A 23465-nucleotide genomic window follows, 5' to 3' on the forward strand; every position below is an offset into this window, starting at 1 on the left:
ATCGGCACCTTCATGAGGGAAATGCAATGAATTCAAAAGCCAAATGCCCGAACTGCAACCAACATGTCCAACAGTTGCATTATGAGCCCATTGATGCTGCAACCCCCTATGGAACGCAGGGCATCATCAAGGCTGTCACTTTGCAATGCCCCCACTGCTCCACAATTCTCGGGGCGGCGCTAAATCCGGTCGTTCGATCTCCGTCTGTTTTGGAACGCCTGCATAATTAGAACGAAACCCGACCAGCAATTATGCCGATCGGGCTGCAACGCCCCGAACAATATCAGGGTTTGAAATCGCACCCTTCGGCATACAAAGCCATCGTCGAGCCGTATCAGCCAAGCGTTGAATCAGGAAAGGTCGTTGCCCCGAAGCCAGCCTTCGACTAACTGGCGGCCGCCCTTTCAACATAACGCAAGAGTCTGATGACCGTGGATCGGCTGACGCCGACCTCCCTCGCTATATCGTCGATTGATCTTCCGTCGGCCTTCATCCGCAGCATGACTTCGGATTTGTGCCTTGTCGCGTCGACGGACGGATGGTGTATGGAAATCAACCCCAGGGAAACCAGAGGCTCCCCGCCCGGCGTATCGAAAAGCTCCCCATGGACAGGCACGGTGACATCCTCCTCTTGATTGTTGTCCCGAGATCAGAATGCCGCGGGCCTCCGCCTGGGTAAATTCGCATATTAGCGGTACAGAAGCTAATCCAACTGAGCGAGCGGACGACCGTAAGAAGCATGAAACAATGCGACGGGTAACTTCGCGGGCGGCGCCGATCATGCTTGACGCCTTATCTGTTGAATGATTGTCTATTGCTAGCAATAGACAATCATTCAACCATACGGAAATCTCCATGTCCGCCGTTTCCCCCGTCATCCTGCTCAACCCCATCGACGACGTCGCGGTCGCCCGGGCGATGATCCGCGCCGGCAATGCGACCGGCATCGACGGTTTGATCGCCGCCGACCAGATCCCGCGCGGACACAAGGTCGCAGTGCGCGACATTCAGGCCGGCCAGGAGATCCGAAAGTTCGGCCAGCCGATTGGCGTTGCGACGCAATTCATTCCGGCGGGCGGGCATGTCCATCTGCAGAATCTGGCGGTCATCGAATCCGACCATCCCTATCAGTTCAGCGTCGAGATCGAAGAAGCAGGCATGTTGCTGCCCGAGGACTGTCGGACCTTCATGGGCTTCGACCGCGGCGCCGGCGGCGTTGGCACGCGCAATTTCATCGGCATCATCACCACCGTCAATTGTTCGGCGACGGTGTCGAAATACATCGCCGAACATTTCAATCGCACCGGCGGTCTCGAGGGCTTCGACAATGTCGATGGCGTGGTAGCCCTTACCCATGGCGGCGGTTGCGCCATCAACACCCAGTCGGAGGGCTATCGCTATCTGGCCCGTACTCTTCAGGGCTATGCCCGCCATCCGAATTTCGGCGGCATCCTGATGATCGGTCTTGGCTGTGAAACCAATCAGATCGCGCCCATTCTCGAGCACTACAAGCTCGAAGAGGGAAACCGGCTGCGCACCATGACCATTCAGGACCTTGGCGGCACACGCAAGACGATCGCCGCGGCATCCGAAATGATCAAAGACATGCTGCCGGGCGTGAATTCCGCCAAACGCACGGTCCAGCCGCTCTCGGGGATCAAGCTGGCTTTGGAATGTGGCGGCTCCGATGGCTATTCCGGCATTTCGGCTAATCCGGCGCTCGGCTATGCCTCCGATCTCCTCGTGCGCAATGGAGGCACCTCGGTTCTGGCGGAGACCCCGGAGATCTACGGCGCGGAACATCTGCTGACACGCCGCGCGGTCACTCCGGCGGTTGCCGAGAAGCTTCTCTCCAGGATCGACTGGTGGCGCGATTATACCCGCCGCAACGGAGCAGAACTCAACAACAATCCATCCTACGGCAACAAGCTCGGCGGATTGACGACCATCCTCGAAAAGTCCCTGGGTGCGGTCGCCAAGGGCGGGTCCATGCCGCTGAAGGCCGTCTACGAATATTCGGAAATCGTCGACGAACCCGGCTTCGTTTTCATGGACACGCCCGGCTACGATCCTGTCGCCGTAACCGGCCAGGTCGCCGGCGGCTGCAACGTGATTTGCTTCACGACAGGGCGCGGTTCCGTCTCGGGCTTCAAGCCGGCACCCTGCGTCAAGATCGCCACCAACACCGAGATGTATAACCATATGCGCGAGGATATGGACATCAACTGCGGCGATATCGTCAGCGGCGATGATACGATCGAAGCAGCCGGCGAGCGAATCTTCGAGGAAATCATTACGGTTGCCTCCGGCAAGAAAACATTGAGCGAGACCTTCGACTACGGCGACAACGAATTCGTTCCCTGGCAGGTCGGCGCCATAACCTGACCTTGTTCTTCATCAGACGATGAAGCTGTATTCGTCCGGCTGATAGCGTTCGCGGATGTAAGACGCACGCGCCTGAACATTGGGCTGCGAATTGCAGATGTGATCGCGCATGGCTTTGCGCAATCCTTCCTCGTCGCGCTTCTGCACCATCTTGAATACGGCAATATGCTCGGCGAGAAACGGCTCGTATTCCGGCATCTTGATACGACTGCCGACAACGTGCTTGCTGAGTGTCAGAATGCACTGCGTTCGCTTGAGAATGCTCAGGAATTCCTTGTTCGGGCAGGCCTGGAGACTGCGCAGATGCAGGTCGAGTTCCAGCTCGTACATGGTCGAGGCCGAGACATCGGGATAATCCGCGGCCGCCTGCGACAAGCGCGCGAGCATTGCGCCGACGTGCTCCTCCGACAGGCCACCCAGGGCGCTTGAAAGAGCTATAGGTTCGATCTGCTCGCGCACCTCATAGAGGTCACGGATGCGCTGGCTGTCGAGCGGCACGATCGACCAGCGGAAATTGTCATCCTTTTCCGCAATACCGAGCGTCTCGAGCCGCAGAAGCACGTCGCGCGCCACCCCTCGCCCGACACCGAAATGGCGTGCCAGCTCGTTTTCATTGATGCGATAGCGGCCGAAAAAGGAGCGATGAACGACAATGCGCTCGACATCTTCGTAGAGCGCCTGCCAAGCGAACATCGGCCTGCTGCCCTCTTCACCCAGTCGCTTTTCAAGGTAATCGCCGAGCTTGGCTCGTTTCGGCGGTGTTCCCGTTGCGCCGACAACAAAACCGCGACCGTCGAACCGGGCAATCAGCCCGTCCTCAAGGAGCAATTGCAACGCCTGGCGCACGGGTGCCCGGCTGCAGCCGACCAGATCGGCAAGAGCGGCCTCGGTCAGCACGAGCCCTTCCGGCAGGGCTCGCCCGCGGATTTCAGCCTGCAGCCGATCATAAAGCTCTTCATAGAGGCTGGTCTTGCGCGGACCATTGCTCTCCAATCGTGATACGCTCATGTCATCCCGTATTTTGCCGCAGAGACGAATGTCTTCGCCGATAGCATCGCATGGCTGTGGTCAGGACAACAAGAGGCGTACGAAGGTCAGACGGCAATCCCGACGGTGCAATCCGTGAAAGCCTCCTCCGTCTCCTGCCACTTCCGCAGCAATGCGAACAGCTCATCGCGGTCGTTTTCATCAAGGCGCGGCAGCCCCGGAACACGAACAGGACCCACATTCAGACCGGAATAGGTAACCGCCTCCTTGACCACGGTGACGTTCGCGCCATTGCGGAACTTGGTGCGCATGCGCTCGAACGGTTCGAGCTTGTTGACGATGGCGCGGGCAGAGGCAAAGTCTCCCTTTGCCAGAGCCGCGTGAACGGCAAGCGAAAGCCTTGGCGCCACGTTGACAAGACCGGAGGTGAAGCCCCGCGCACCAGCCGCCGTAAACGTCGGAGCCCAGCTTTCCGCAAGGCCACAGACGAACAATGCACCATGCGGATCGGACGCCGCGATCGCTCGCGAAAGCAGCATGAGATCCGTTGTGGCAAACTTGATACCCGCGATATTGCCATGGCCAGCCAGGCGAACCATGTCATCGACGCTGAAGCCGTCGGCGCGGACATAGGCAACAAGCGGCAAGGGCGAGGCCTCGGCCAGATCGCGGAAATAATCGATCTGCGATGCGGGTGCTGCGAAGGGATCCACCGGCTGATGTGACATGACCGCAGAGGCGCCGATCGAGGCGGCATCATTCGCCATGCGGATCGCCTCGCGCAACGACCGGCCGATTGCCGCCGTCACCGGCGCTTTACCATCGACACCAATGATCGCAGCTTCATGGACGCGACGGATTTCGTCGGGCGTGAGCGCATAGAACTCGCCGGTGTTGCCCGCCGCAACGATGTTGTGAATGCCGGCTGCGGCCACGCGATGGTAGACCTGAGCGGTCACCCGCGGCTCCACCTCGCCGTTTTCATCATAGGCCGTGACCGGAACGCCGGAGACGCCCGTCAGGGCCTGCCGCATGGTTTCAATGTTCATCAACTCCACTCCCATCATTCCTACGGGATGCGAGCCGTATGGCTTCAGGAAGCCGATCGCCTCACCCGCCCATCCAATGTCTTAGACGCCCTCGAACATCCGGGCGCGTGCATTCAATATGTGTCGCTTCATGGCGTCATGCGCTTCAGACTCCCGTCGCGCAAAGATCGCCTCCACGATGATCGCGTGTTCATCCTGAACATTGCGAATCTGCTCGGCTGTACGCTTGAGGCTGAGGCTGCGGGTCACGGAATGACCGATAGCGAAGTGCGGCCGGAATAGTTCGCGAGCCGTGATATGAAACTGATTGCCGGTGGCGATCGCAATCGCATCGTGCAATTCCTGGTCCTCTTCGGCGCCAAGACGGCCCTCGCGAAGACATTGTTCAATCTTCTGCAGCGCCGTCATGATCCGCTCCTTGTCGGCCGGCAGCCAGTTGCGCGCCGCAAGCTCCGCGGCTTCGGCCTCAAGCCCGGCGCGAAATTCGAAGAAGCGCTGGACATCGGCGAGCGACCCCACCGGCACCATCTTCAGGACCGAGGAATCCGGCCTTTGCCGGACATAGGAACCCGACCCCTTGCGTGAGACGATCAGGCCGTCGGCACGCAAGCGCTCCAGTGCATCGCGCACCACAGGCCGTGACGCGCCGAACATTTCTGCGAGCCTTGGTTCGGCGGGCAGCCGTTCGTTCGCCGGAAACGTTCCATCCGCAATCATGGCGACGATCCGCTCATAGATGATGTCGCCGAGGCGTATCGTGCCCACGGCAGAATCGTTGGTGGCTGGGAGGTTCATCATCATCCTTTTGGATGTCGACCGGCGACGGGCAAACTCATTTCGAGTATGGCATAGCCTCTCGAGGCTGTAAATATCTGTAAATATCTGTTATTATGGGAGCAGTCCCTAGGGAAGTTTGTTAATCTGCATTCGATGCGATGAGGAATTCGAACTCGCCGTGTATCGCAAGCCGTCGCCGTGTCGCAGTTGCGGTCGTCACTCTCAAAGCCGGGCGGCGAGTTGGCCGCCCTTTTCGTTCAAATGAGCTATCTTGCGACAGCAATCGCAATCATTTCAGGTGGGCGGCATCGGCGTTCGCGAGACCGCTCCGCTGCGGCGCGCGGGGCACCATACGCCCGATCACGAGAACCAGGAGCCCGGCGACGAGCAGGCAGGCGGCAAGGAAGAACATCGGCGCGATCGTGCTTCCGGTCGAGTCCTTGATCCAGGGAACGACGTTTTGGGCAATGAAGCCGCCGAGATTGCCGACAGAATTGATCGCGGCAAGGCCTGCGGCGGCGCCTGCCCCCTGAAGAAAGCGCGAGGGCAGGCTCCAGAACACCGGCTGACCCGCAAAGATACCGGCAGCAGCAATGCACAGGAAGGCAAATTGGAGCGTGTGATCGGGAATGACAGCCGACAGGACCAGGCTGACCGCGCCGACCAGTGCGGGAATAACGATATAGGGCGTCTTGGACTCTGCCTTGTCCGCCGCCGCAGGCACGGCATAAAGGGCAACGGCCACCAGTAGCCACGGTATGATGTTCAGAAAGCCGTTCGTCGTATTGCTGACACCGAAATTCTTCACGATCGTCGGTAGCCAGTAGCTGAGCCCGTAAGCTGCCAGCGGAAAGCCGATATAGCAGAGCGCCATCAGCAGCACGCGCGGATTGATCAGCGCCTTGAAACCGTCGGCGGCATTCTTCTCCATGTCCGAATTTTCCACCGCAAGTCGATCTTTCAGCCAGTTCTTCTCCGTATCATTGAGGAACGTCGCTTTCGCCGGCAGATCGGGCAGATAAAGCAGCGTAATAAAGCCGGCAATGATGGCCGGGATGCCGGTCACGAGGAAGACCCATTGCCAGCCGGCGAGACCATAGAGCCCGTTGAGATCCAGCAGCACGCCGCCGAGGGGCGCGCCGATCGCGTTGGCAAAGGCGCTGAATATCATGAAGAGGCCAACCATCGTCGCGCGATAGGCGGACGGATACCACAGGGTCAGCAGATAGAGCACGCCGGGAAAGAAGCCTGCCTCGCAGGCACCGAGCAGGAAGCGGAGGATATAGAACATGGTCGCATTCTGCGTATAGGCCAGTGCGACCGTGACCATGCCCCATGATATCAGAATACGGGCGAACCATTTGCTGGCTCCGAACCTGTCCAGAAGCAGGTTGCTCGGCACTTCGAAGATGAAATAGCCGACAAAGAACAGCGAGGCGCCGAGACCATAGGCATATTCGCTCATGCCGAGATCGCCGACCATTTCCAGCTTTGCAAAACTGACATTCTGGCGATCGATGTAAGCGATCAGATAGAGAATCCCCAGGAAGGGCATGAGCCGCCAGGTAATCTTGGAGATAAGCTGCTTTTCATCAACCACGTCTCTTCCTCCCAGAAAGATGATGTCGATTGATATAGATAGCGCAACTCAGCGTTTATCAATGTGCCGGTCGGCAAGGCCCGACGCCGCCAACGAATTCTCAGGTGAAGGCAAAAGCGCCGACCGCCTCACCATCGAAACGATATCCTGGCGATGTGCGCCTCAGGCGACCCGTTCGAATTGGGTACGGATATGCTCGATATAGTGTTGGCCGGGCGAAGGAGCCTTCACCATGGCCAGCGCAGCTTTCCGCGGAACGCCGGTAAACTGGCGCTCTTCGCCATTCCGGAAGCGGATATACAACTGTCCGTCCTCCGGACGAAAGAAGACGGATTTGATGATTTTCGACGAAACCTGAAACTCTTGCATGGGTCACCTCACCTTTACCCGGTTTTTCGCATAGAAAACCAAAAGATGGGTGAAGTGACCTAGTTAAAGAAAGGTAGAGTTGTATCGTCGGATTTTATCGATAGCTGCTCAATGCCTTACCGATCGTTCAGCGCCGCCCCCGCAATCGATGCCGGTGAGAATACGCCACGCTATAAAACTGTCATTGCGCATATGATCGAGCGCATTGCAAATTAAATGCCGTGCATCGAGATAACCCGAGGAGCTCCCGTGTTCGACCTGATCATTCGCAATGCCAATCTGCCCGATGGCCGCAAAGGCATCGATATCGCGGTCAAGGATGGCAAGATCGCAGCAATCGAGGCCTCGATCACGGCGGAGACAAAGGAAGAGATCGACGCAACCAACAGATTGGTAAGTCCGCCCTTCGTCGATCCGCATTTCCATATGGATGCCACGCTTTCCCTCGGCCTGCCGCGCATGAATGTTTCCGGCACGCTGCTGGAAGGCATCGCGCTTTGGGGAGAGCTGCGCCCGATCGTGACGAAGGAGGAACTCGTCGAGCGGGCGCTGCGCTACTGCGATCTTGCGGTGACGCAAGGGCTGCTGTTCATCCGCAGCCATGTCGACACCTCCGACCCCAGGCTGGTGACGGCAGAAGCGCTTCTGGAGGTGAAGGAAAGGGTCAAGCCCTATATCGACCTGCAACTCGTCGCTTTCCCGCAGGACGGCTATTACCGTGCCAGGGACGGCGTCGCCTCCCTCACACGCGCCCTCGATATGGGCGTCGATATCGTCGGCGGCATCCCGCATTTCGAACGCACTATGGATGAAGGCAGAGCTTCGGTCGAAGCGCTTTGCAGGATCGCGGCCGATCGCGGCCTTCCCGTCGACATGCATTGCGACGAGACCGATGATCCGCTGTCACGCCATATCGAGACGCTGGCGGCCGAAACCATCCGTTTCGGGCTGCAGGGCCGCGTTGCCGGCTCGCACCTGACCTCTATGCATTCGATGGACAACTATTATGTCTCCAAGCTCATCCCCCTGATGGCGGAAGCCCGGATCAACGTCATTCCCAACCCGCTGATCAACATCATGCTGCAGGGCCGACACGATACCTATCCCAAGCGGCGCGGCATGACACGCGTGCGCGAGCTGATGGACGCCGGGCTCAACGTCTCCTTCGGCCATGATTGCGTGATGGATCCCTGGTACTCGATGGGCTCGGGCGATATGCTCGAAGTCGGCCACATGGCCATCCACGTCGCGCAGATGGCGGGCGTCGAAGACAAGAAAAAGATATTCGACGCGCTCACGATCAACTCCGCCCGGACACTGGGCCTTGAGGGCTATGGCCTGGAGAAAGGCTGCAATGCCGATTTCGTGGTGCTGCAGGCCATCGACACGCTGGAGGCGCTTCGTCTCAAGCCAAATCGTCTTGCCATCGTCAAACGCGGTAAGGTGATCGCCCGCTCCGCGCCGCGCATCGGGGAGCTCTTCCTCGACGGCAGACCGTCGCAGATAGATGGTGGGCTCGACTACGTGCCTATTCAAAGCTGACGCGCCGACGACCTGACAATCGGAACTGCTCTCCGGTAGCTTAACCGCGCTCTCGCTGCGTCGCAGATGCCAAACATGCGTCCTCGGTAAAACTCAGTGCGAAAGCAGATAGATCCGCTGGTCGTCGCAGCAAGCATTTCCCTCGTTGCGCCCTCTTTCTTGTCGGTCAATCACGTACATGCGAGTGAAATAAACTCGACTTTACAACTAACATGTTAGCATGATACACACTGATCTCATAAGATCGGGAGGATCGCATGAAAGAGAGTTTCGGCCTGTCGGCCGCCCTGGCAACGCCTTTTGACGCCGATGGTGAGATTGCGATCCCGGGCGTGATCGAACAGGCGAAACATTGCCTTTCCAGTGGCTGCAAAAGCATCACGCTCTTCGGCACAACGGGCGAAGGCGCTTCGATCGGCATGCAGGAACGCCGGCAGGTTTTCGCCGCCGTGTTGAACGCAGACATTACCCCCGCGCAGATCGTCATGGGCGTACTCGTCGATGCCGCCGAAGACGCTACAGCGCAGGCCGGACATGCGCTCGCCCAAGGCGCGCGCAACATCCTTCTTGCCCCGCCGTCCTACTTCAAGAACGTCAGCGACGATGGGCTCTTCAAATGGTTTGCCGCTGTTTTCACCATGCTGGGCACGCATGCCCGCGACGTGATCCTCTACAATATTCCCTCGGTCACCATGGTGCCGCTTAGCATCTCCCTGATCGGCCGCCTGCGCGCGGCGTTTCCGGAGGTGGTCGTCGGGGTCAAGGATTCCTCGGGCGACTGGCCTTATACGGAGGAGTTGCTGAAGACGCATGGTGATCTCATCATCCTGATCGGCGACGAGCGACATCTGGCGCGGGGAGTGCGCCTCGGTGGCCAGGGCGCCATCTCCGGCATGGCCAACCTCCTTCCCCGCGAAGTCCAGGCAATGGCGGAGAAAGGCGTCGACAATGCCGATGTCGAGCGCTTCGTCGAGCAGTTGGTGACCTATCCCGTCATCCCCTCGATCAAGGCCATTCTCGCCAACCTGACCGAGAACGACAGCTGGCTTGCAGTGCGGCCGCCTCTCGTGCCAATGAACAGGCAAGATTCTGATACGATCTTTGCTGCTTTCAGCGCGTTGTTCCGCGCCAAGGCGGCCTGACCGAATAGCGCGGAGCTGCCGATGGACGGACTTGGCGAACAGCCGACGTTGCGAGAAAAGGCCTATGAAAGCTTTACGCGCCATCTGCTGGCGCGTGACGTTCGGCCAGGGCAATTCATCTCGCAACGTCGGCTGGTCGAACTGACGGGACTGACGCTCGGCGCAATCCGGGAACTGATCCCACGCCTGGAAGCCGAAGGGCTGATCAAGACGGTTCCGCAGCGCGGACTGCAGATCGCCCATATCGATCTCGACCTCATCCGCGAGGCTTTCCAGCTTCGTCTCTTCCTGGAGAAGGAAGCCGTCGCGCTGTTTACCTATTCGGCATCCGACGAGACGATTGCCAAACTTCTGAAAGATCATCGTGATATCGCCGATGCCATCCGCGCCGGCGACGGTTCGCAGGAACTGGAGCTTCACGCGCAATCGGTGGATTGGGGCATGCACGATGCCTTCATCGACGCGCTCGGCAATACCATCATCTCGAATGCCTACCGGGTCAATTCGATCAAGATGCGGCTGATCAGCCAGGACAGGTTTCGCATCAACGGCCATGTCGGGCCCGTGATGGAAGAGCATTTGAAAGTGCTGGAGGCCATCCGGCGACGATCCGCCGATGAGGCCGTTGCCGCTCTCGTATCCCACATCAATGGAGCAAGGGACCGCGCACTGAAGATTTGAATAGCGTTGAATAACAAGGCCGCGAATGAGGAGATTTTCGGCCAAAGGAGGAGGAACAGCATGTCATCGTCATTTTTCAACCCGACGCGCCGCGGTTTCATGGCCGGCACGGCGGCACTCGGAGCGGCAAGCCTTCTGGGTGTCCGCACGGCGTCGGCGGCCGTCGACTGGAAGCGCTTTTCCGGAACGACGCTCGAAGTCAACCTGATCAAGAGCCCGCGCAGCGAAACGATCCTCAAATATCTGAGCGAGTTCGAAGCGTTGACGGGCATCAAGGTCAATGCCGAGGCAACGCCCGAGCAGCAGCAGCGTCAGAAGACGACGATCGAGCTCAGTTCCGGCAAGCCGAGCTTCGACGTCGTGCATCTGAGCTATCACGTTCAGAAGCGCCAGTTCGAAAAGGGCGGCTGGCTCGCCGATATCAGCGGCTTCCTGAAGGACCCGTCGCTGACAGACTCGTCGCTGACGGAGAGCGACTTCGCCGAGGCCGGTCTGAAGTTCGCCAAGGATGGCGATGGCGTCATGCGCTCCCTGCCCTTCTCCGTCGATTATTGGATCATCTACTGGAACAAGGCCCTCTTCGAAAAGAAGGGCCTGGCCTATCCCCAAACGTTCGAGGAGTTGGCCAACGCTGCCGAAGCGCTGACCGACAAATCAACCAACACTTACGGTTTCGTCGCCCGCGGCCTGAAGAACGCCAACACACCGGTCTGGACGACCTTCATGCTTGGCCATGGCGCAACGCCGCTTTCGTCCGATGGCAAGTTGCAGACGGAATCGCAGGGCGCCGTGGACGCTGCAAAGCTCTATCAGCGCCTGATGACGAAATCGGCACCTCCCGGCGTTTCGGGCTTCAATTGGGCGGAAGCGCAATCAGCCTTCCTGCAGGGCAAGATCGGCATGTGGCTCGATGGCGTCGGCTTCGCGCCGCCGATCGAAAATCCCGAAAAATCCCGTGTCGTCGGACAGGTCGGCTACGGTATCATGCCCAAAGGGCCGAATGCGCAAGCAGCTGCGACCACCGGTGATGGCATCGGCGTCACCGCCGCAAGCCAGAATAAGGAAGCCGCCTACCTCTTCTGCCAATGGGCAATCTCGCACGACATGGGCGCGCGCTTGCTGCAGGCCGGCGCCGGTGTTCCCTTCCGCCAGTCCATTCTGGAGGATCAGAAGGTGCGCGAAGGCGTCAAGATGCCCGGTGCCTGGCTGGATGCTGTCGCCGGCTCGGCCAAGGTCTCCCAGCTCGCGCTGCCCGTTATCATCCCGGTCACGGAGTTCCGCGACATCTATGGCGTCGCCTTGACGAACATGATCGGCGGCGCCGATCCGGCTGCCGAGCTGAAAACGGCAACTGCCCAGTTCGAGCCGGTACTGGCGCGAAGCGAGGGATAATGGCTTCCGTGAGCATCGAAGAGACCGCAGGGACGGCGAAAACAAGGAGCAAGCCACAAAGGCTTGCTCCCAACTACTGGCCTTTCGTCGTTCCGGCATTGATCGTAATCGCTGCCGTCATCGTCTTTCCCTGGGTGTTTACCCTATGGATGAGCGTGAACCAATGGACGCTCGGCCAGTCTCAGAGCTTCGTCGGTTGGGACAACTACGTCCGCCTGGCGACCGATGTGCGTTTCTGGGAATCGCTCTGGCACACGGTCCTCTATACCGTGCTGTCCGTGGTCGGCCCGTTGATCTTCGGGACGCTGGCCGCACTGATCTTCGATGCAAACTTTCCACTGCGTGGCTTCCTGCGCGGCATCTTCGTCATGCCGATGATGGCAACGCCGGTCGCCGTGGCGCTCGTCTGGACGATGATGTTCCATCCACAGCTCGGCGTGCTCAACTACCTCTTGTCGCTCGTCGGGATCGGACCGCAAGAATGGATCTACAACCAGTCCAGCGTCATACCTTCGCTCGTTCTGGTCGAGGTCTGGCAATGGACACCGTTGGTCATGCTGATCGTGCTCGGTGGCCTCGCCTCCGTGCCGCGCGAGCCCTATGAGAGCGCCGAAATCGATGGCGCCAATGCCTGGCAGAAGTTCCGCTACCTGACCCTGCCGATGATCGCCCCCTTCCTGATGATCGCCGTCATCATTCGCGGCATCGACGCGATCAAGAGCTTCGATATCATCTATGCAATGACGCAGGGCGGTCCGGGAACGGCGTCCGAAACCATCAACATCTATCTCTACAACACCGCGTTCTCCTATTACGACATCGGCTATGGCTCGGCCATGGCGGTGGTGTTCTTCATCCTCATCGTCGCGCTTTCCTTCATTTTGCTGATGATGCGGCAGCGTACGCGATGGACCGACCAGGAGGGCCAATGACATGAAGCGTTCGACGCTCAACCGCATCGGCCTTTTATTCGTGGCCCTGGTCATCGTCTCGCCGGTCGTCCTCTTCTTCCTCTGGATGATTTCCCTGTCGCTGAAATATGAGATCGACAACGGCGCCTATCCGCCGATCTTCATTCCGGATCGCATCGCCTGGACGAACTACGTCAATGTTTTCCAGGAAAACAATTTCTTCCTCTACTTCTGGAACTCCATTCTCGTAACGGGAGCGGCTACCCTGCTGGCGCTCATCATCGGCGTGCCGGCTGGCTACGGTATCGCGCGGCTCAAGGCCGAGAAGTCGGCGATCGTCATCATGATCGCCCGCATGACGCCGGGCCTGTCCTTCCTCATCCCGCTGTTTCTGCTGTTCCAGTGGCTCAATCTGCTCGGAACGCTCTGGCCCCAGATCATCATCCATCTCGTCGTGACCGTCCCGATCGTTGTCTGGATCATGATCGGCTATTTCGAGACGACCCCGATGGAACTGGAGGAGGCCGCCAGTATCGACGGCGCGACGCCATGGCAGGTCTTCCGTCTGGTCGCCCTGCCGATGGCGCGGCCCGGCATCGTCGTTGCCTTCATCCTCTCGGTCATCTTCTCCTGGAACAACTTCGTCTTCGGCATCGTGCTTGCCAGCCGCGAGACCCGGACTCTGCCCGTCGCCGTCTACAACATGCTCTCTTTCGAGCAGGTGAGCTGGGGGCCGCTTGCGGCCGCTGCCCTGATCGTCACCCTGCCGGTCCTCGTGCTGACGATGTTCGCACAACGCCAGATCATCGCGGGCCTGACCGCCGGCGCCGTCAAGGGCGGTTGACGATGGCGCCCTTCCCTTTCTGACAGGAATACATTCATGGCACCCGTCAACATACAGAATATTCAGAAGCGCTATGGTCAGGTGAAGGTCATTCACGATATCAGCGTCGATATCGCAGACGGCGAGTTCGTGGTTCTCGTCGGCCCCTCCGGCTGCGGCAAGTCCACGCTGTTGCGCATGATCGCCGGGCTGGAAGAAGTCAGCGATGGCGAGATCCGCATCGGCCGGCGCGAAGTCAGCAACCTGCCGGCACGCGATCGCGATATTGCCATGGTTTTCCAGAACTACGCGCTCTATCCGCACATGACCGTAGCGGAGAACATGGGCTTTGCGCTGAAGCTGAAAAAGGCAAATCCATCGGACATCGCCGCCAAGGTGCAGAAGGCGGCTGCAATCCTCGGCCTGGAGAGCCTGCTCGACCGCCTGCCGCGCCAGCTTTCCGGTGGCCAGCGCCAGCGTGTCGCCATGGGCCGTGCGCTTGTCCGCGACCCGCAGGTCTTCCTGTTCGACGAGCCTCTGTCCAATCTCGACGCAAAACTACGCGTGCAGATGCGCGGCGAGATCAAGTCCCTGCATCAGCGCATCGGCACGACGACCATCTACGTGACACATGACCAGGTCGAGGCAATGACCATGGCAGACAAGATCGTCGTGCTGCACGGCGGTCTCGTCGAGCAGGTCGGCGCACCACTCGACCTCTACGACCGCCCTGCCAACCTGTTCGTGGCCGGTTTCATCGGTTCTCCTTCGATGAACTTCATCGAAGGCAGGATCGAGGAAGGCGTCTTCCGCAGCGACAAAGGTCTCATCCTGCCCTTGCCGGAAGGCTTTCCGATCGCGCGGCATGGCGGCCGCCCGCTCGTCTACGGCATCCGGCCCGAACATATTCGGGCGGCAGCCGGCGGCCTGCCGGCACGCGTCGGCATCGTCGAAGGCACAGGCGCGGAAATCTACGCAAGACTCGATTGCGGCGGCGAGGAAATTTCCTGCCTGTTCCGCGAGCGGTTGAACATCCGCTTTGGCGACAAGATCGAAGTCGCCATCGATCCGTCATGCATCCACCTTTTCGACAAAGCGAGTGGAAAGCGGCTTTGAGTTCATCGTCCACCTTCGATCCGCCGCCCGGCCCGCCCAAGCACGTACTGTGTGTCGGCGCCGCCGTCATGGACACGATTTTTCGCGTCCGCACGCTTCCCCAAGGCCAAGGAAAGGTTCTGCCCTATGACATGCTGCAGATCGCCGAAGGCATGGCCTCCAGCGCAGCTTACGCCATTGTTCGGCTCGGCGGCAACGCGAGCCTATGGGGCGCCGTCGGAGACGATGAGACGGGTCAGCGGATCGTTCGCGAGCTTGGCGAAACCGGTATCAATATAGACGGCATGCTGCGCGTGGAAGGCGCCCGCTCCGCCGTCTCGACGATCCTGGTGGACGACGACGGAGAAAGGCTGATCGTTCCTTTTTACGACCCGAAGCTACACCACAGAGTAAAGAAATTTGCAGCAGACGATATCGCGGCTTTCGACGCCGTGCTCGTCGATGTCCGCTGGCCGGCGCTGGCGCTGCAGGTTCTTCGAACAGCAAAAGCATTGGGCAAGCCGGCCATCCTCGACGGCGACGTGGCCTCGGACGGCATTGTCGAACTGCTAGCCCCGGAGGCCACCCATATTGTCTTCTCCGAACCGGCCGCACAACGCCTGACCGGCATCCATCGACCTTCAGAAATGGTCCGCGATCTTAAGCAAAAGTTCGCCCAAGCCTTCGTCTGCGTGACCGCAGGTGCGGCCGGCAGCTACTGGTTTGATGAGCAAAACAACCAGGTTACGCATTGCCCAACCTTGGCCATCAAAGCCGCCGATACCCTCGCGGCCGGCGACATTTTCCACGGCGGCTTCGCTCTCGCCATTGCCGAAGGAATGATGCCGCACCATGCTATCCGCTTCTCCTCCATTGCTGCCGCGCTCAAATGCGAGGTGTTTGGAGGTCGGTTAGGCGCTCCGTTACGCCATGAAGTGCTTCTTGCAACAATACGGCCATAGAAACTGGAAATGCCGAGATCGACCAGAACATTCACGACACCATCTTCTAGCCAATACTTCTTAGCTTGACAGCAATTCAAGCTTTCTACGTTCGCTTTATCGGCAACATTTGATTCTCAGAACCCCTTCGCGGTAGGGAACCGTCATCCCGAAAACAGCACGATCAGGGTAAGTACATCGAACCCTGATCGGCATCGTTAAGGACCGATCGAGCCTTGTGTTCAAACGCCGCAAGATCAAGGCCCGATATCACTGGGAAAATAGTCTATATCAGCGACTAATAATTCTCGTATCAAGAAAGCCGCTGCAAAAAGTCGGCCAATCGATTAATCGCTGTATGGCTGGCCCGGATCACACCATCAATGGTATTCGAACCGTTGTGGGTGCCTAGAATGACGCGCTCCATCTCGCGCAGAGGACTGTTAGTGGGCAAAGGTTCAATTTCGAATACGTCAAGAGCGGCCGAATGAACATGGCCTGACTGCAGCGCAGCGATCAGCGCGGCCTCGTCAATCAGCGGCCCCCGTGCCACATTAACGATACGGATACCGGGCTTGCAACGCGCTAGAATGCCCGCATCCAGCATATGGAAGTTGTGCTTGTTAAGTGCGCAAGTGAACACAAGGAAGTCGAGATTCTCAACTCCTTCGGGCCAAACTGCGCGCTCAAGCCCAGCAATGCCCGCGTCGCCCTCAACGCCCGGATCATAGACTACGGCTGTTAACCCCAGCGCCTGAAGTCGTGTGACTGTATTGCGACCGATGTCGCCCAGGCCAACTACGCCCACTCGCCGCCCGGCAATGCTGATTCCTGCTGGCTTCAGCCATTCTCCGGCGCGTACGCCGCGATCTATTAGAAAGAGTTGCCGAGCCAAACCGATTACGAAAGCGGTAGCCAAGTCTGCCACCTCGGTCCCGAACATTTGTGGCGTGTTGACGATTGGTATATCTAGATCCTTGCATGCGAGGAAATCGACGTTGTCGACTCCAATTCCCCATTTGACTGCAGCCCGGAGCCTACCTGCCTTCGCAGTCTCGAAAACTGATCGAGTGGCCGGGTCATCGCCGATGATCCAGCCGTCATAAGCAGGAAGCACGGCCTTGAGTTCGTCTTCGCTTAAAATCTGTGTAACCTTGGCCGGGTGCAGTTTCAGGCCGCGCTCGGCGGCGTAATCCATGAACAAATCGATCTGCCCAAGCATTGGCGGGCAAGTCACAAGCACATCCTTCATTTTCATTTCCTATTCGGTTATCAGACGACGCAAGGAGGCCACAGCTTCGGCCAACGCCCAATCTTCTGGCGTATCTATGTCAATGGCTTCCAATTTATCCATTATCTGCAGCAGCGGCCTTTGGCCGATACGTGCGTTGGTCGCCGCAAAACTTTCACCGGAAAAAATGTAAAGGTTGGAATTTTCCTCGAACCATGGTTCCAGATCCTGGGTTTGGATGAGCTTCTGCGGATCGTGATTAACCGCACTGCCATCCTCCCGATAAAAGCGCGTTTGAATCTTATTAACCGTAAAGAGCGAATCCGCCGTCCCTGTAGCAAGGCCATCCTTGTAGCGATCGAAGGCGGCACGGATCGTCGCCGAACTTAGCAAAGGGTTTGTCGTATGAGTCATGAGATATGTGTCGGCCGCCACGGCCTCTATATCATCCGCCAAAATAAGGTTCATCGAAACCGTATCACCACAAAGCTCGGGTTTTCGGTCGCGAATGCGCACCCTACCGCCATCGACAAGCCCATTATCGGCCAAGATAGAGCGAGCATCGGTGTTGATCACAACTTCCTCGATTTCTTCGAGTGCAAGCAAGCTATCGAGAATCCAAGCAAATAGAGGCTTGCCATGAAGTAGGCGAAAATTCTTACCCTTAACCCTCTGGCTGTTGGCTTTCATGGGGAGAAGGGCGACGCAACGGCCTGAGCCACTCATCTTGATCTGCCTTTCGTGAAACTTCGGGATAGAAAAATTGCTCCTTCGCCTCACGCGAAAGGAGTTTATGCTCATGATTACCCTTGTAGGAGCCACAATATTGGTTCCAACGATAACGCAACATATTCAGGACCGACGTGGAACGAATTCCGTTCCTACGAGCTGAACGCCAGTCGCCTATGGCGCTGGCGGCAACAAAGCGCAGCACGTCGAGCCGAGAAAGATGAACCTCCGGCATGATAGCCCTGAGCGCGATGGCCTCGCGTTCAAAGCGTCGTCGAACCTGCGCCCAACTTTCCTGATGGTGATGAAATACCGGAGCTTCCGCGACGTAACCGATGGAGTGCCCTGCCGCTACCAGTCGTTTGGCCAACTCCATATCTTCGAGGCCGGTCAGTTCCTCGTCGAAACGGTATTTTTTCCACATGGAGCCTAAGATCGCGGAATTCGCATTGTTACAGAAGAAGCCTTTCTGCGGAATACAGGATTCCCCGATAAAATACTTGGCGAAAATTCTACGTTCGCTGTAATTGCTGTTGTCATCGCCAATTTGGCGACCATAGCTGTACACAACTTTGCCGTCGATGAGTGGCTGGCATAGTGTTTGTAGCCAGAATTCATCTACTGGAACACAATGCCCCGAAACAAAAACAAGAATATCACCGGTAGCAAACTCGCATGCACGATTGAGGGAGCGCCCGAATGAAAACTCAGATTTAGCAATCGTGGTAATTCGAGCGCCAAAACCTGCGGCTATTTCTACCGTTCCGTCAGTGGAGCCGGAATCGATCAATACGGCTTCGACGTCCAGCCCTTCTGCGCGCTGCCGAGAAACCATCGCGAGCAAATCACCGAGATAACGTGACTCATTCAACGTCCTAATAATGATACTAGCGCGCATGTGCAATATCGAAGCAACCAACCAAATAGTAGTTTCAAAGTAAAAAATACAAAAACATACAGAGAAAAATAAAACAACTCCGCATTTTATGTATTTTTCGCACTAAATTCGAAAATACTCAAGTATATTCGCCACAAAAGCATTGAACACACCAGAAATAATTTCGCACATCATCTCAGCCATCACAAGAAACAACGCAGGCATTAGTAGAAATACTATGGCAGCGATTAGCTCGAACTACGAAAGCTCGCCGGACAAGCATTACAGAGTAATGCCCTTCTCTTCAGCCTGTGATGAGGCAAATTTATATAAATCCTTCATTTGGCGGCCTACCCTCCTTGGCACCATAGTCAATATAATGCCTGAAAGGCTCCGCTCCCGCTTGAGCGACATCCTGATGATGATGCAAATACCACTTTGGATCGACAATACCACAATCGCGGACAATACCGATCTGCTGCGCCCTACGCCACCTCCGCGGCCACCTCGTTAATTGCTTGCCGTTAAGTATTCTGTCCATGAGCTTGCTGAATTCCGTAACAAGCCGTTGCTTCCTTCCAGCCAACTCATCAAGCTCAGCCCTGTATCTGGCAGCTTGAGTGGTTAATCCTTTCAACGTCGCCTCCAAACCGTCCACACGGTCCTGAGCTGCAACAAGCGTCAGCCTCGTTGCCGAAAACTCACGCTGCTGATCGGTCAACTCACTCACACCATCTTGAACTGCGCGCTGCAGATGCATGATCTGGTCGCGCAGTAGCTTATGTTCTATTTCGAGATCGGATTGACGAGCCTCCGCTTCAGCTTTCGCAGCGCGCAAAAGCTCGGACTCCACCCTCTCGTTTTCGGTTTGGTCAACAGTGGCTTGCCTTCGAAGCTTCTCAATCCTTGCCGAAAGCTGTTCGCGATCCAACTTAATGGCATTAAGCTCAGAAACAGCAGCATCGGGATCGTAATAACGCGCAGAAAGAGGCAACGCTGCAGCCTCAAGTTCGTCGCTCAAACGCATTGCGATGGGCTCGCCGGAAACGATCTGACGCGCCAATAGTCCTTGCCAGCCGGACCACGCCGGCCCTATTGGCACCAACTGATCACACGGAAAATCGCGCCTATCAAAACGGCGAGAAAGCTCGACCAGAAAGTTCTCCGGCTCCGTGAGAACTGCACCTATCGATACCAGAGTAAACTGTCGCCGACGCTCGCGATGCTTTGATAGTAGAACTTCAGCGCTCAATATCCATTTTGCCAATATGTGGCTGGGTAGCTCCCCTTCCCATATGCCACGCGCGACAGCATCCTCTGCCGTTTCATAAAGGACTAGAAACGGCGTTGCCCCTTTGGTCGGCCAAGAGAGCATGCCTTCCCGATCTCTTGTGGCTGAAACCGTAGAAATGACTTGAATACCGCTATCTTTGAGGATCACAATAAGTTTATCGATAACCGCGTCATATTTAGTTATCACAGTAAATCATCCCCAACTTTTGAAGCGTCACGTCACTCATAACCCACACCCAGCGCTGTAACAGTTCAGCTGTGATGAGCAATACCTGAAATTCGTCAAAATTTTACGAATTCGGCAATATAGCAACCCTGCTATTCTTCAATTTGCAAGGATACTACGTTATGTCATTTTCACACAATTTCAACCTGAAATCGTACGACTTGATATGTGCAAAAGATGGCTAAACGATCCAACCCGCAGCGTCAATCCCAACATGGACTCTGGCATTCTCCCAGCTTCTCAGCCAGTCAGCCTAGGAGCACTCCAGCAGATCGTCATCGTTTATGATAGAGCGCGCCGACACGACCGATGCCAGCCGTGCTCACCGCTTGCAGCAAATTTTAAAGTTAAGTAGCCTTGCCAGAATACCGATGCATATCGGATGACACGCTCTTAGGAGTAGTGGCATTCGCCTGAGCTGAACCGCAGCTCTATCGGTTCGTTTGTACCGCATTTTGCAGCGAAGCTATGCCACTTGGCTGCGGAAATGCTATCATAGGCTTCGCACTTGCATGATAGCTACAGAAGAAACTCGCTGTACACCGCCGGCATTAGCAGCCTCTTGGTCTCCCGAAATCTCATTCATACTGTGCGAACCGGGCCCTCGAGAAGAGACGGAGTGCGCTATCGCATCTCTACGGGCTCAAGCGTTTCGTGACTTCGAGTGCATCGTTATAGCCTACTTCGGGTCCGGCATTTCAGCAGAAGCTGTAACCAGCGCGACCGATGGCGACCCTCGCTTTCGTCTGGTTCGCTTCCAAGGGCCTGGATCGATAGGCGCGGCACGCAATACCGGTCTCCGGCTCGCCCGTGGACGCTATGTCACTCTCGTTCAGGATCAGTATATTCCGGCTGATTTGCAACGGCAGCTTTCCAAACTTGATATCTCCCAATATGCAGGCCTTCACGCCAGTAAACATGCCAGGCATGAGCATTCGGAGTTTTATACTTCCAGTGATCTCGCAGGATTGCGACTCGGCCGTGCAATTTTGCGGCTTAGTGCGGCGCGCGCTGTCGGAGGATTCATTGAGACAGACGACTTTGACGGCGAGACACAATTTTTCCAACGGCTATTGGATGCAGGCTACACTCTAGCATGCTATCGAACTGCCTTACGTCCTGACGTTCTGGCGTCATCGGATAGACAACCGGGTGTCTCCATAGGCCCCACATCAATTCGCTCGCCCTTCTCTGACACAGCATTTTCGCATCTCAGGTTCGATCGCTACCGATGCGATTCGCGGAAGGACTTACCTGTATTGTTCGTCCCCCACAAAGACTACCATCTGTGGACCATAGGCTTGCTTGCGCCACGATTGCGGGCATTGGGCATCGACTTCCTGACGCTTGACCTGACCCCTCAATGGGGAGAGGCCGGCGTGCACGTCGGCGCAGACAACCACGATGTAGAACTATTGGGGTTAGGCGAATTCGTGCTCGGGCGTTTTACTCCCCGACTTATGGTGACCTTCAACGACTGGGACTATATTTCCCGACCCCTGATACTTGCTGCTCGAGCTGCTGGTCTACCAACGCTCGGCATCGTGGAGGGTATCCAAGACTATGACGATGTTGATACTGCCGCGGAACGGAAGGCTTATCGGCTGGTTGAAAATGTAATCCTGCCCGGAGTTTTCGATTATAAATATTTTGCTACATGCTCTCATCAACGCGTGTTCGTGGCCGGTGTTCCACGTATCCAGATCATGCGAGCTCAACGCGCGCAGCTCCTTTCTCCAGCGATGCGAAGTCGGGTGCTGATAAATTCGAACTTTTCTTATGGAGTGCTAACTCAGCATCGCGACGACTGGCTAACAGCAGCCGTCAGAGCCGTGCGAACAGCAGGTTACGAACCAGTTATCAGCCGGCATCCCGCCGATAAGGGCCACCTGTTTCCCGAACTGATCTCGACCGACAGTTTTTATGAAACGCTGCAAACTTGCTGCGGATCAGTTCAGCGGTTTGCAAGCGGCGTACTCGAAGCCATCGCCTACAACAAGCCGGTTTTCTATTTTAACGTCCACAATGAAAAAGTGGACAAATTTACTTTCGATCCCATGGGGGTCTACCCCATCAGCCATTCCGAGGCAGAGCTGATTGCCGATTTGCACGACCTAGCGGTTTGGCAGCAACGAACCGAAGAAAACGGCCCGGCGTTCCTCGATCTGCATGCCGGGAAGCGTACGCTCGACATAGTGGGCAAGATGAGCGGAATCATTGCCGCCCTTGGCGCTATACCGATCTCTACCGAGGCGGCCGACAAATTCCATGCTTATCTGCGCGCAGTGGATCAGCTAACCGATGCTTTATGTGCACCGGATACGGGAATTCATGCGCCCTTTTTTAATCTGGCTGGCGCCATCGAACGCCTGCAAACAGCGTCTATGAGGCAGGGAAACGAAGTGGCTGAGTAAACGTATTTTAACTTTATCCCTTGCTTTTATAGAGGATTTAAGTGCCTTCAGGGTTGTGCCTCGCGGCGTTTCGTTAGAAACGGTCGATCAGAAAGTATCATCCTCATTGGCAATACCGTACGGGATGTCGTCGCCACTCACATTAGAATTTGGCTCCCGCATGATTAATTCTATAAGTCAAGATCCTTCGGTGGCGCCACCGGGGCAGATCTATAAGCCGGACGCCGATCGAATGTTAGGAGTGTCTCATGAATAGTAGGCCCAGCGATAAAGCGTTCGAGAATGCCGTACTTGCCATCGTGTGGGGGGGATACGATACGTTGAAGTGGGGGTTCGAAAGGAATTTCAGGGTCCGCCCTCGGACACTCCTCCTACTTGATCCGGTCGGGAACGAAGATGTCGCCCGTTCTTCGCTGTCTCCGAATGATATCAGTATAACCCACATCGCAGCCATTCCCTCGAAGCGAAACGGCGGATCGGAGATCCTTTCCTATACACATCCCGGTCTTTTTAGCCTTCAACGGCCGACTTCATCATTGCGAACACTCTTTCCCGGGCTTCGCGTCAAGAGAACTTTGCCAGCAGAGCATATTTCCACGGAAACCTTGTCATCCATCCTAGGTCGGCAAAAAGAACTATTCTCTCTCGTCTTGGAAGCTCCCGGCGCGGAAATATTGTTTCTTAAATATTTGGAAGAGACAGGGCTACTGGATCGTATCAATACAATTTACCTTCGTTGCGGTACAGAAATATTCTTTGAAAATGCCGCTAACGAACTCCAAATCACCGATTGGTTGAATGAGCGTTTTTTTCAGCTTGTGGACCGCAACGACGCGGATGCAGATTGGCCACAACTGGCATTCGTGGCTGATTTCAACGCACGTCGCCTTCCCACGTTGGAAGTTCGTATCACCGAATTGACAAAAGCGGCCACCGAGCGAGACACCGCTCTCAAAGAGGCAAAGGCCAAGCACGACCAACTCGAAAAGGAGCTTGCTACG

The 23465-nt window shown here is 56.8% G+C and carries 21 protein-coding genes and 1 pseudogene; 12 read left to right on the top strand and 10 right to left on the bottom strand.

Annotated features, from left to right (window positions below):
- Positions 1–385: 385 nt before the first annotated feature.
- Positions 386–616 carry a helix-turn-helix domain-containing protein gene (locus ACQZ6J_RS20180; protein ID WP_163988831.1) on the bottom strand — a complete coding sequence of 77 codons (231 nt, stop codon included), beginning with the start codon at positions 614–616 and terminating at the stop codon, positions 386–388.
- A gap of 239 nt (positions 617–855) precedes the next feature.
- Here ACQZ6J_RS20180 and ACQZ6J_RS20185 point away from each other — a divergent pair, with 239 nt between their 5' ends.
- Positions 856–2385 (top strand): UxaA family hydrolase, encoded by a 1530-nt coding sequence (locus tag ACQZ6J_RS20185; RefSeq protein WP_449085349.1) that lies wholly within the window; start codon positions 856–858, stop codon positions 2383–2385.
- A 12-nt stretch (positions 2386–2397) separates the two neighbouring features.
- Here the strand turns inward: ACQZ6J_RS20185 and ACQZ6J_RS20190 are convergent, their stop codons facing one another.
- The 5 genes from ACQZ6J_RS20190 to ACQZ6J_RS20210 form a co-directional block, all read right to left on the bottom strand.
- Entirely contained in the window at positions 2398–3393 is a 996-nt protein-coding gene (locus ACQZ6J_RS20190) for a GntR family transcriptional regulator (RefSeq protein WP_449085350.1), read from the bottom strand.
- Positions 3394–3479: 86 nt separating this feature from the next.
- Entirely contained in the window at positions 3480–4421 is a 942-nt protein-coding gene (locus ACQZ6J_RS20195; protein ID WP_449085351.1) for a dihydrodipicolinate synthase family protein, read from the bottom strand.
- Between the two features lie 81 nt (positions 4422–4502).
- On the bottom strand, positions 4503–5216 hold the full coding sequence (locus ACQZ6J_RS20200; protein WP_449085352.1) for a FadR/GntR family transcriptional regulator: 714 nt from the start codon (positions 5214–5216) through the stop codon (positions 4503–4505).
- 271 nt (positions 5217–5487) lie between these two features.
- Positions 5488–6798, bottom strand: coding sequence for an MFS transporter (locus ACQZ6J_RS20205; protein WP_449085353.1), 1311 nt, complete (start codon positions 6796–6798; stop codon positions 5488–5490).
- Between the two features lie 162 nt (positions 6799–6960).
- Positions 6961–7167: a KTSC domain-containing protein gene (locus tag ACQZ6J_RS20210; RefSeq protein WP_163988820.1), complete on the bottom strand. Its 207-nt coding sequence runs from the start codon at positions 7165–7167 to the stop codon at positions 6961–6963.
- A gap of 249 nt (positions 7168–7416) precedes the next feature.
- On the opposite strand from ACQZ6J_RS20210, the gene ACQZ6J_RS20215 reads away from it, so the two are divergent.
- From ACQZ6J_RS20215 to ACQZ6J_RS20250, 8 genes are all read left to right on the top strand, one after another.
- On the top strand, positions 7417–8709 hold the full coding sequence (locus tag ACQZ6J_RS20215; RefSeq protein WP_449085354.1) for an amidohydrolase family protein: 1293 nt from the start codon (positions 7417–7419) through the stop codon (positions 8707–8709).
- A gap of 257 nt (positions 8710–8966) precedes the next feature.
- A complete protein-coding gene (locus ACQZ6J_RS20220; protein ID WP_449085355.1) occupies positions 8967–9851 on the top strand; it encodes a dihydrodipicolinate synthase family protein in 885 nt (294 codons plus the stop codon).
- Positions 9852–9872: 21 nt separating this feature from the next.
- Entirely contained in the window at positions 9873–10532 is a 660-nt protein-coding gene (locus tag ACQZ6J_RS20225; RefSeq protein WP_449085356.1) for a GntR family transcriptional regulator, read from the top strand.
- A 60-nt stretch (positions 10533–10592) separates the two neighbouring features.
- Positions 10593–11924 carry an ABC transporter substrate-binding protein gene (locus ACQZ6J_RS20230; RefSeq protein WP_163988813.1) on the top strand — a complete coding sequence of 444 codons (1332 nt, stop codon included), beginning with the start codon at positions 10593–10595 and terminating at the stop codon, positions 11922–11924.
- A complete protein-coding gene (locus ACQZ6J_RS20235; protein WP_449085357.1) occupies positions 11924–12856 on the top strand; it encodes a carbohydrate ABC transporter permease in 933 nt (310 codons plus the stop codon). Before ACQZ6J_RS20230 ends, ACQZ6J_RS20235 begins: the two co-directional genes overlap by 1 nt.
- A 1-nt stretch (position 12857) precedes the next feature.
- Positions 12858–13679 (top strand): carbohydrate ABC transporter permease, encoded by an 822-nt coding sequence (locus ACQZ6J_RS20240; RefSeq protein WP_163988809.1) that lies wholly within the window; start codon positions 12858–12860, stop codon positions 13677–13679.
- Positions 13680–13715: 36 nt separating this feature from the next.
- A complete protein-coding gene (locus tag ACQZ6J_RS20245) occupies positions 13716–14774 on the top strand; it encodes an ABC transporter ATP-binding protein (protein WP_449085358.1) in 1059 nt (352 codons plus the stop codon).
- Positions 14771–15715, top strand: coding sequence for a sugar kinase (locus tag ACQZ6J_RS20250; protein WP_449085359.1), 945 nt, complete (start codon positions 14771–14773; stop codon positions 15713–15715). Before ACQZ6J_RS20245 ends, ACQZ6J_RS20250 begins: the two co-directional genes overlap by 4 nt.
- 292 nt (positions 15716–16007) lie before the next feature.
- Here ACQZ6J_RS20250 and ACQZ6J_RS20255 read toward each other — a convergent pair whose 3' ends face one another.
- From ACQZ6J_RS20255 to ACQZ6J_RS20270, 4 genes are all read right to left on the bottom strand, one after another.
- The gene (locus ACQZ6J_RS20255; protein ID WP_449085360.1) at positions 16008–16946 is read right to left on the bottom strand and encodes an NAD(P)-dependent oxidoreductase; all 939 of its coding nucleotides are present in this window, start codon (positions 16944–16946) and stop codon (positions 16008–16010) included.
- A 9-nt stretch (positions 16947–16955) separates the two neighbouring features.
- Complete coding sequence (locus ACQZ6J_RS20260; protein WP_449085361.1) at positions 16956–17651, bottom strand: acylneuraminate cytidylyltransferase family protein; 696 nt, start codon at positions 17649–17651, stop codon at positions 16956–16958.
- Entirely contained in the window at positions 17590–18552 is a 963-nt protein-coding gene (locus ACQZ6J_RS20265) for a glycosyltransferase family 2 protein (protein ID WP_449085362.1), read from the bottom strand. The genes ACQZ6J_RS20260 and ACQZ6J_RS20265 overlap by 62 nt, the downstream gene beginning before the upstream one ends.
- A gap of 304 nt (positions 18553–18856) precedes the next feature.
- Positions 18857–20011, bottom strand: coding sequence for a hypothetical protein (locus tag ACQZ6J_RS20270; RefSeq protein ID WP_449085363.1), 1155 nt, complete (start codon positions 20009–20011; stop codon positions 18857–18859).
- A gap of 551 nt (positions 20012–20562) precedes the next feature.
- On the opposite strand from ACQZ6J_RS20270, the pseudogene ACQZ6J_RS20275 reads away from it, so the two are divergent.
- The 3 genes and pseudogenes from ACQZ6J_RS20275 to ACQZ6J_RS20285 all read left to right on the top strand — a co-directional run.
- A pseudogene (locus tag ACQZ6J_RS20275) lies at positions 20563–20994 on the top strand (glycosyltransferase family 2 protein); the annotation flags it as partial.
- 381 nt (positions 20995–21375) lie between these two features.
- Complete coding sequence (locus ACQZ6J_RS20280) at positions 21376–22464, top strand: hypothetical protein (RefSeq protein WP_449085499.1); 1089 nt, start codon at positions 21376–21378, stop codon at positions 22462–22464.
- A gap of 248 nt (positions 22465–22712) precedes the next feature.
- Positions 22713–23465, top strand: a 753-nt coding sequence (locus tag ACQZ6J_RS20285; RefSeq protein WP_449085364.1) for a hypothetical protein, incomplete at its 3' end; no start/stop codon positions are given.

The organism is Rhizobium sp. A37_96, assembly GCF_053521765.1.

Excerpts from the sequence above, each read along its gene's own strand:
- ACQZ6J_RS20185 (WP_449085349.1), top strand. The coding sequence starts at position 856 with ATGTCCGCCGTTTCCCCCGTCATCCTGCTCAACCCCATCGACGACGTC.
- ACQZ6J_RS20190 (WP_449085350.1), bottom strand. The coding sequence starts at position 3,393 with ATGAGCGTATCACGATTGGAGAGCAATGGTCCGCGCAAGACCAGCCTC.
- ACQZ6J_RS20195 (WP_449085351.1), bottom strand. The coding sequence starts at position 4,421 with ATGAACATTGAAACCATGCGGCAGGCCCTGACGGGCGTCTCCGGCGTT.
- ACQZ6J_RS20200 (WP_449085352.1), bottom strand. The coding sequence starts at position 5,216 with ATGAACCTCCCAGCCACCAACGATTCTGCCGTGGGCACGATACGCCTC.
- ACQZ6J_RS20210 (WP_163988820.1), bottom strand. The coding sequence starts at position 7,167 with ATGCAAGAGTTTCAGGTTTCGTCGAAAATCATCAAATCCGTCTTCTTT.
- ACQZ6J_RS20220 (WP_449085355.1), top strand. The coding sequence starts at position 8,967 with ATGAAAGAGAGTTTCGGCCTGTCGGCCGCCCTGGCAACGCCTTTTGAC.
- ACQZ6J_RS20225 (WP_449085356.1), top strand. The coding sequence starts at position 9,873 with ATGGACGGACTTGGCGAACAGCCGACGTTGCGAGAAAAGGCCTATGAA.
- ACQZ6J_RS20230 (WP_163988813.1), top strand. The coding sequence starts at position 10,593 with ATGTCATCGTCATTTTTCAACCCGACGCGCCGCGGTTTCATGGCCGGC.
- ACQZ6J_RS20235 (WP_449085357.1), top strand. The coding sequence starts at position 11,924 with ATGGCTTCCGTGAGCATCGAAGAGACCGCAGGGACGGCGAAAACAAGG.
- ACQZ6J_RS20240 (WP_163988809.1), top strand. The coding sequence starts at position 12,858 with ATGAAGCGTTCGACGCTCAACCGCATCGGCCTTTTATTCGTGGCCCTG.
- ACQZ6J_RS20245 (WP_449085358.1), top strand. The coding sequence starts at position 13,716 with ATGGCACCCGTCAACATACAGAATATTCAGAAGCGCTATGGTCAGGTG.
- ACQZ6J_RS20255 (WP_449085360.1), bottom strand. The coding sequence starts at position 16,946 with ATGAAGGATGTGCTTGTGACTTGCCCGCCAATGCTTGGGCAGATCGAT.
- ACQZ6J_RS20260 (WP_449085361.1), bottom strand. The coding sequence starts at position 17,651 with ATGAGTGGCTCAGGCCGTTGCGTCGCCCTTCTCCCCATGAAAGCCAAC.
- ACQZ6J_RS20265 (WP_449085362.1), bottom strand. The coding sequence starts at position 18,552 with ATGCGCGCTAGTATCATTATTAGGACGTTGAATGAGTCACGTTATCTC.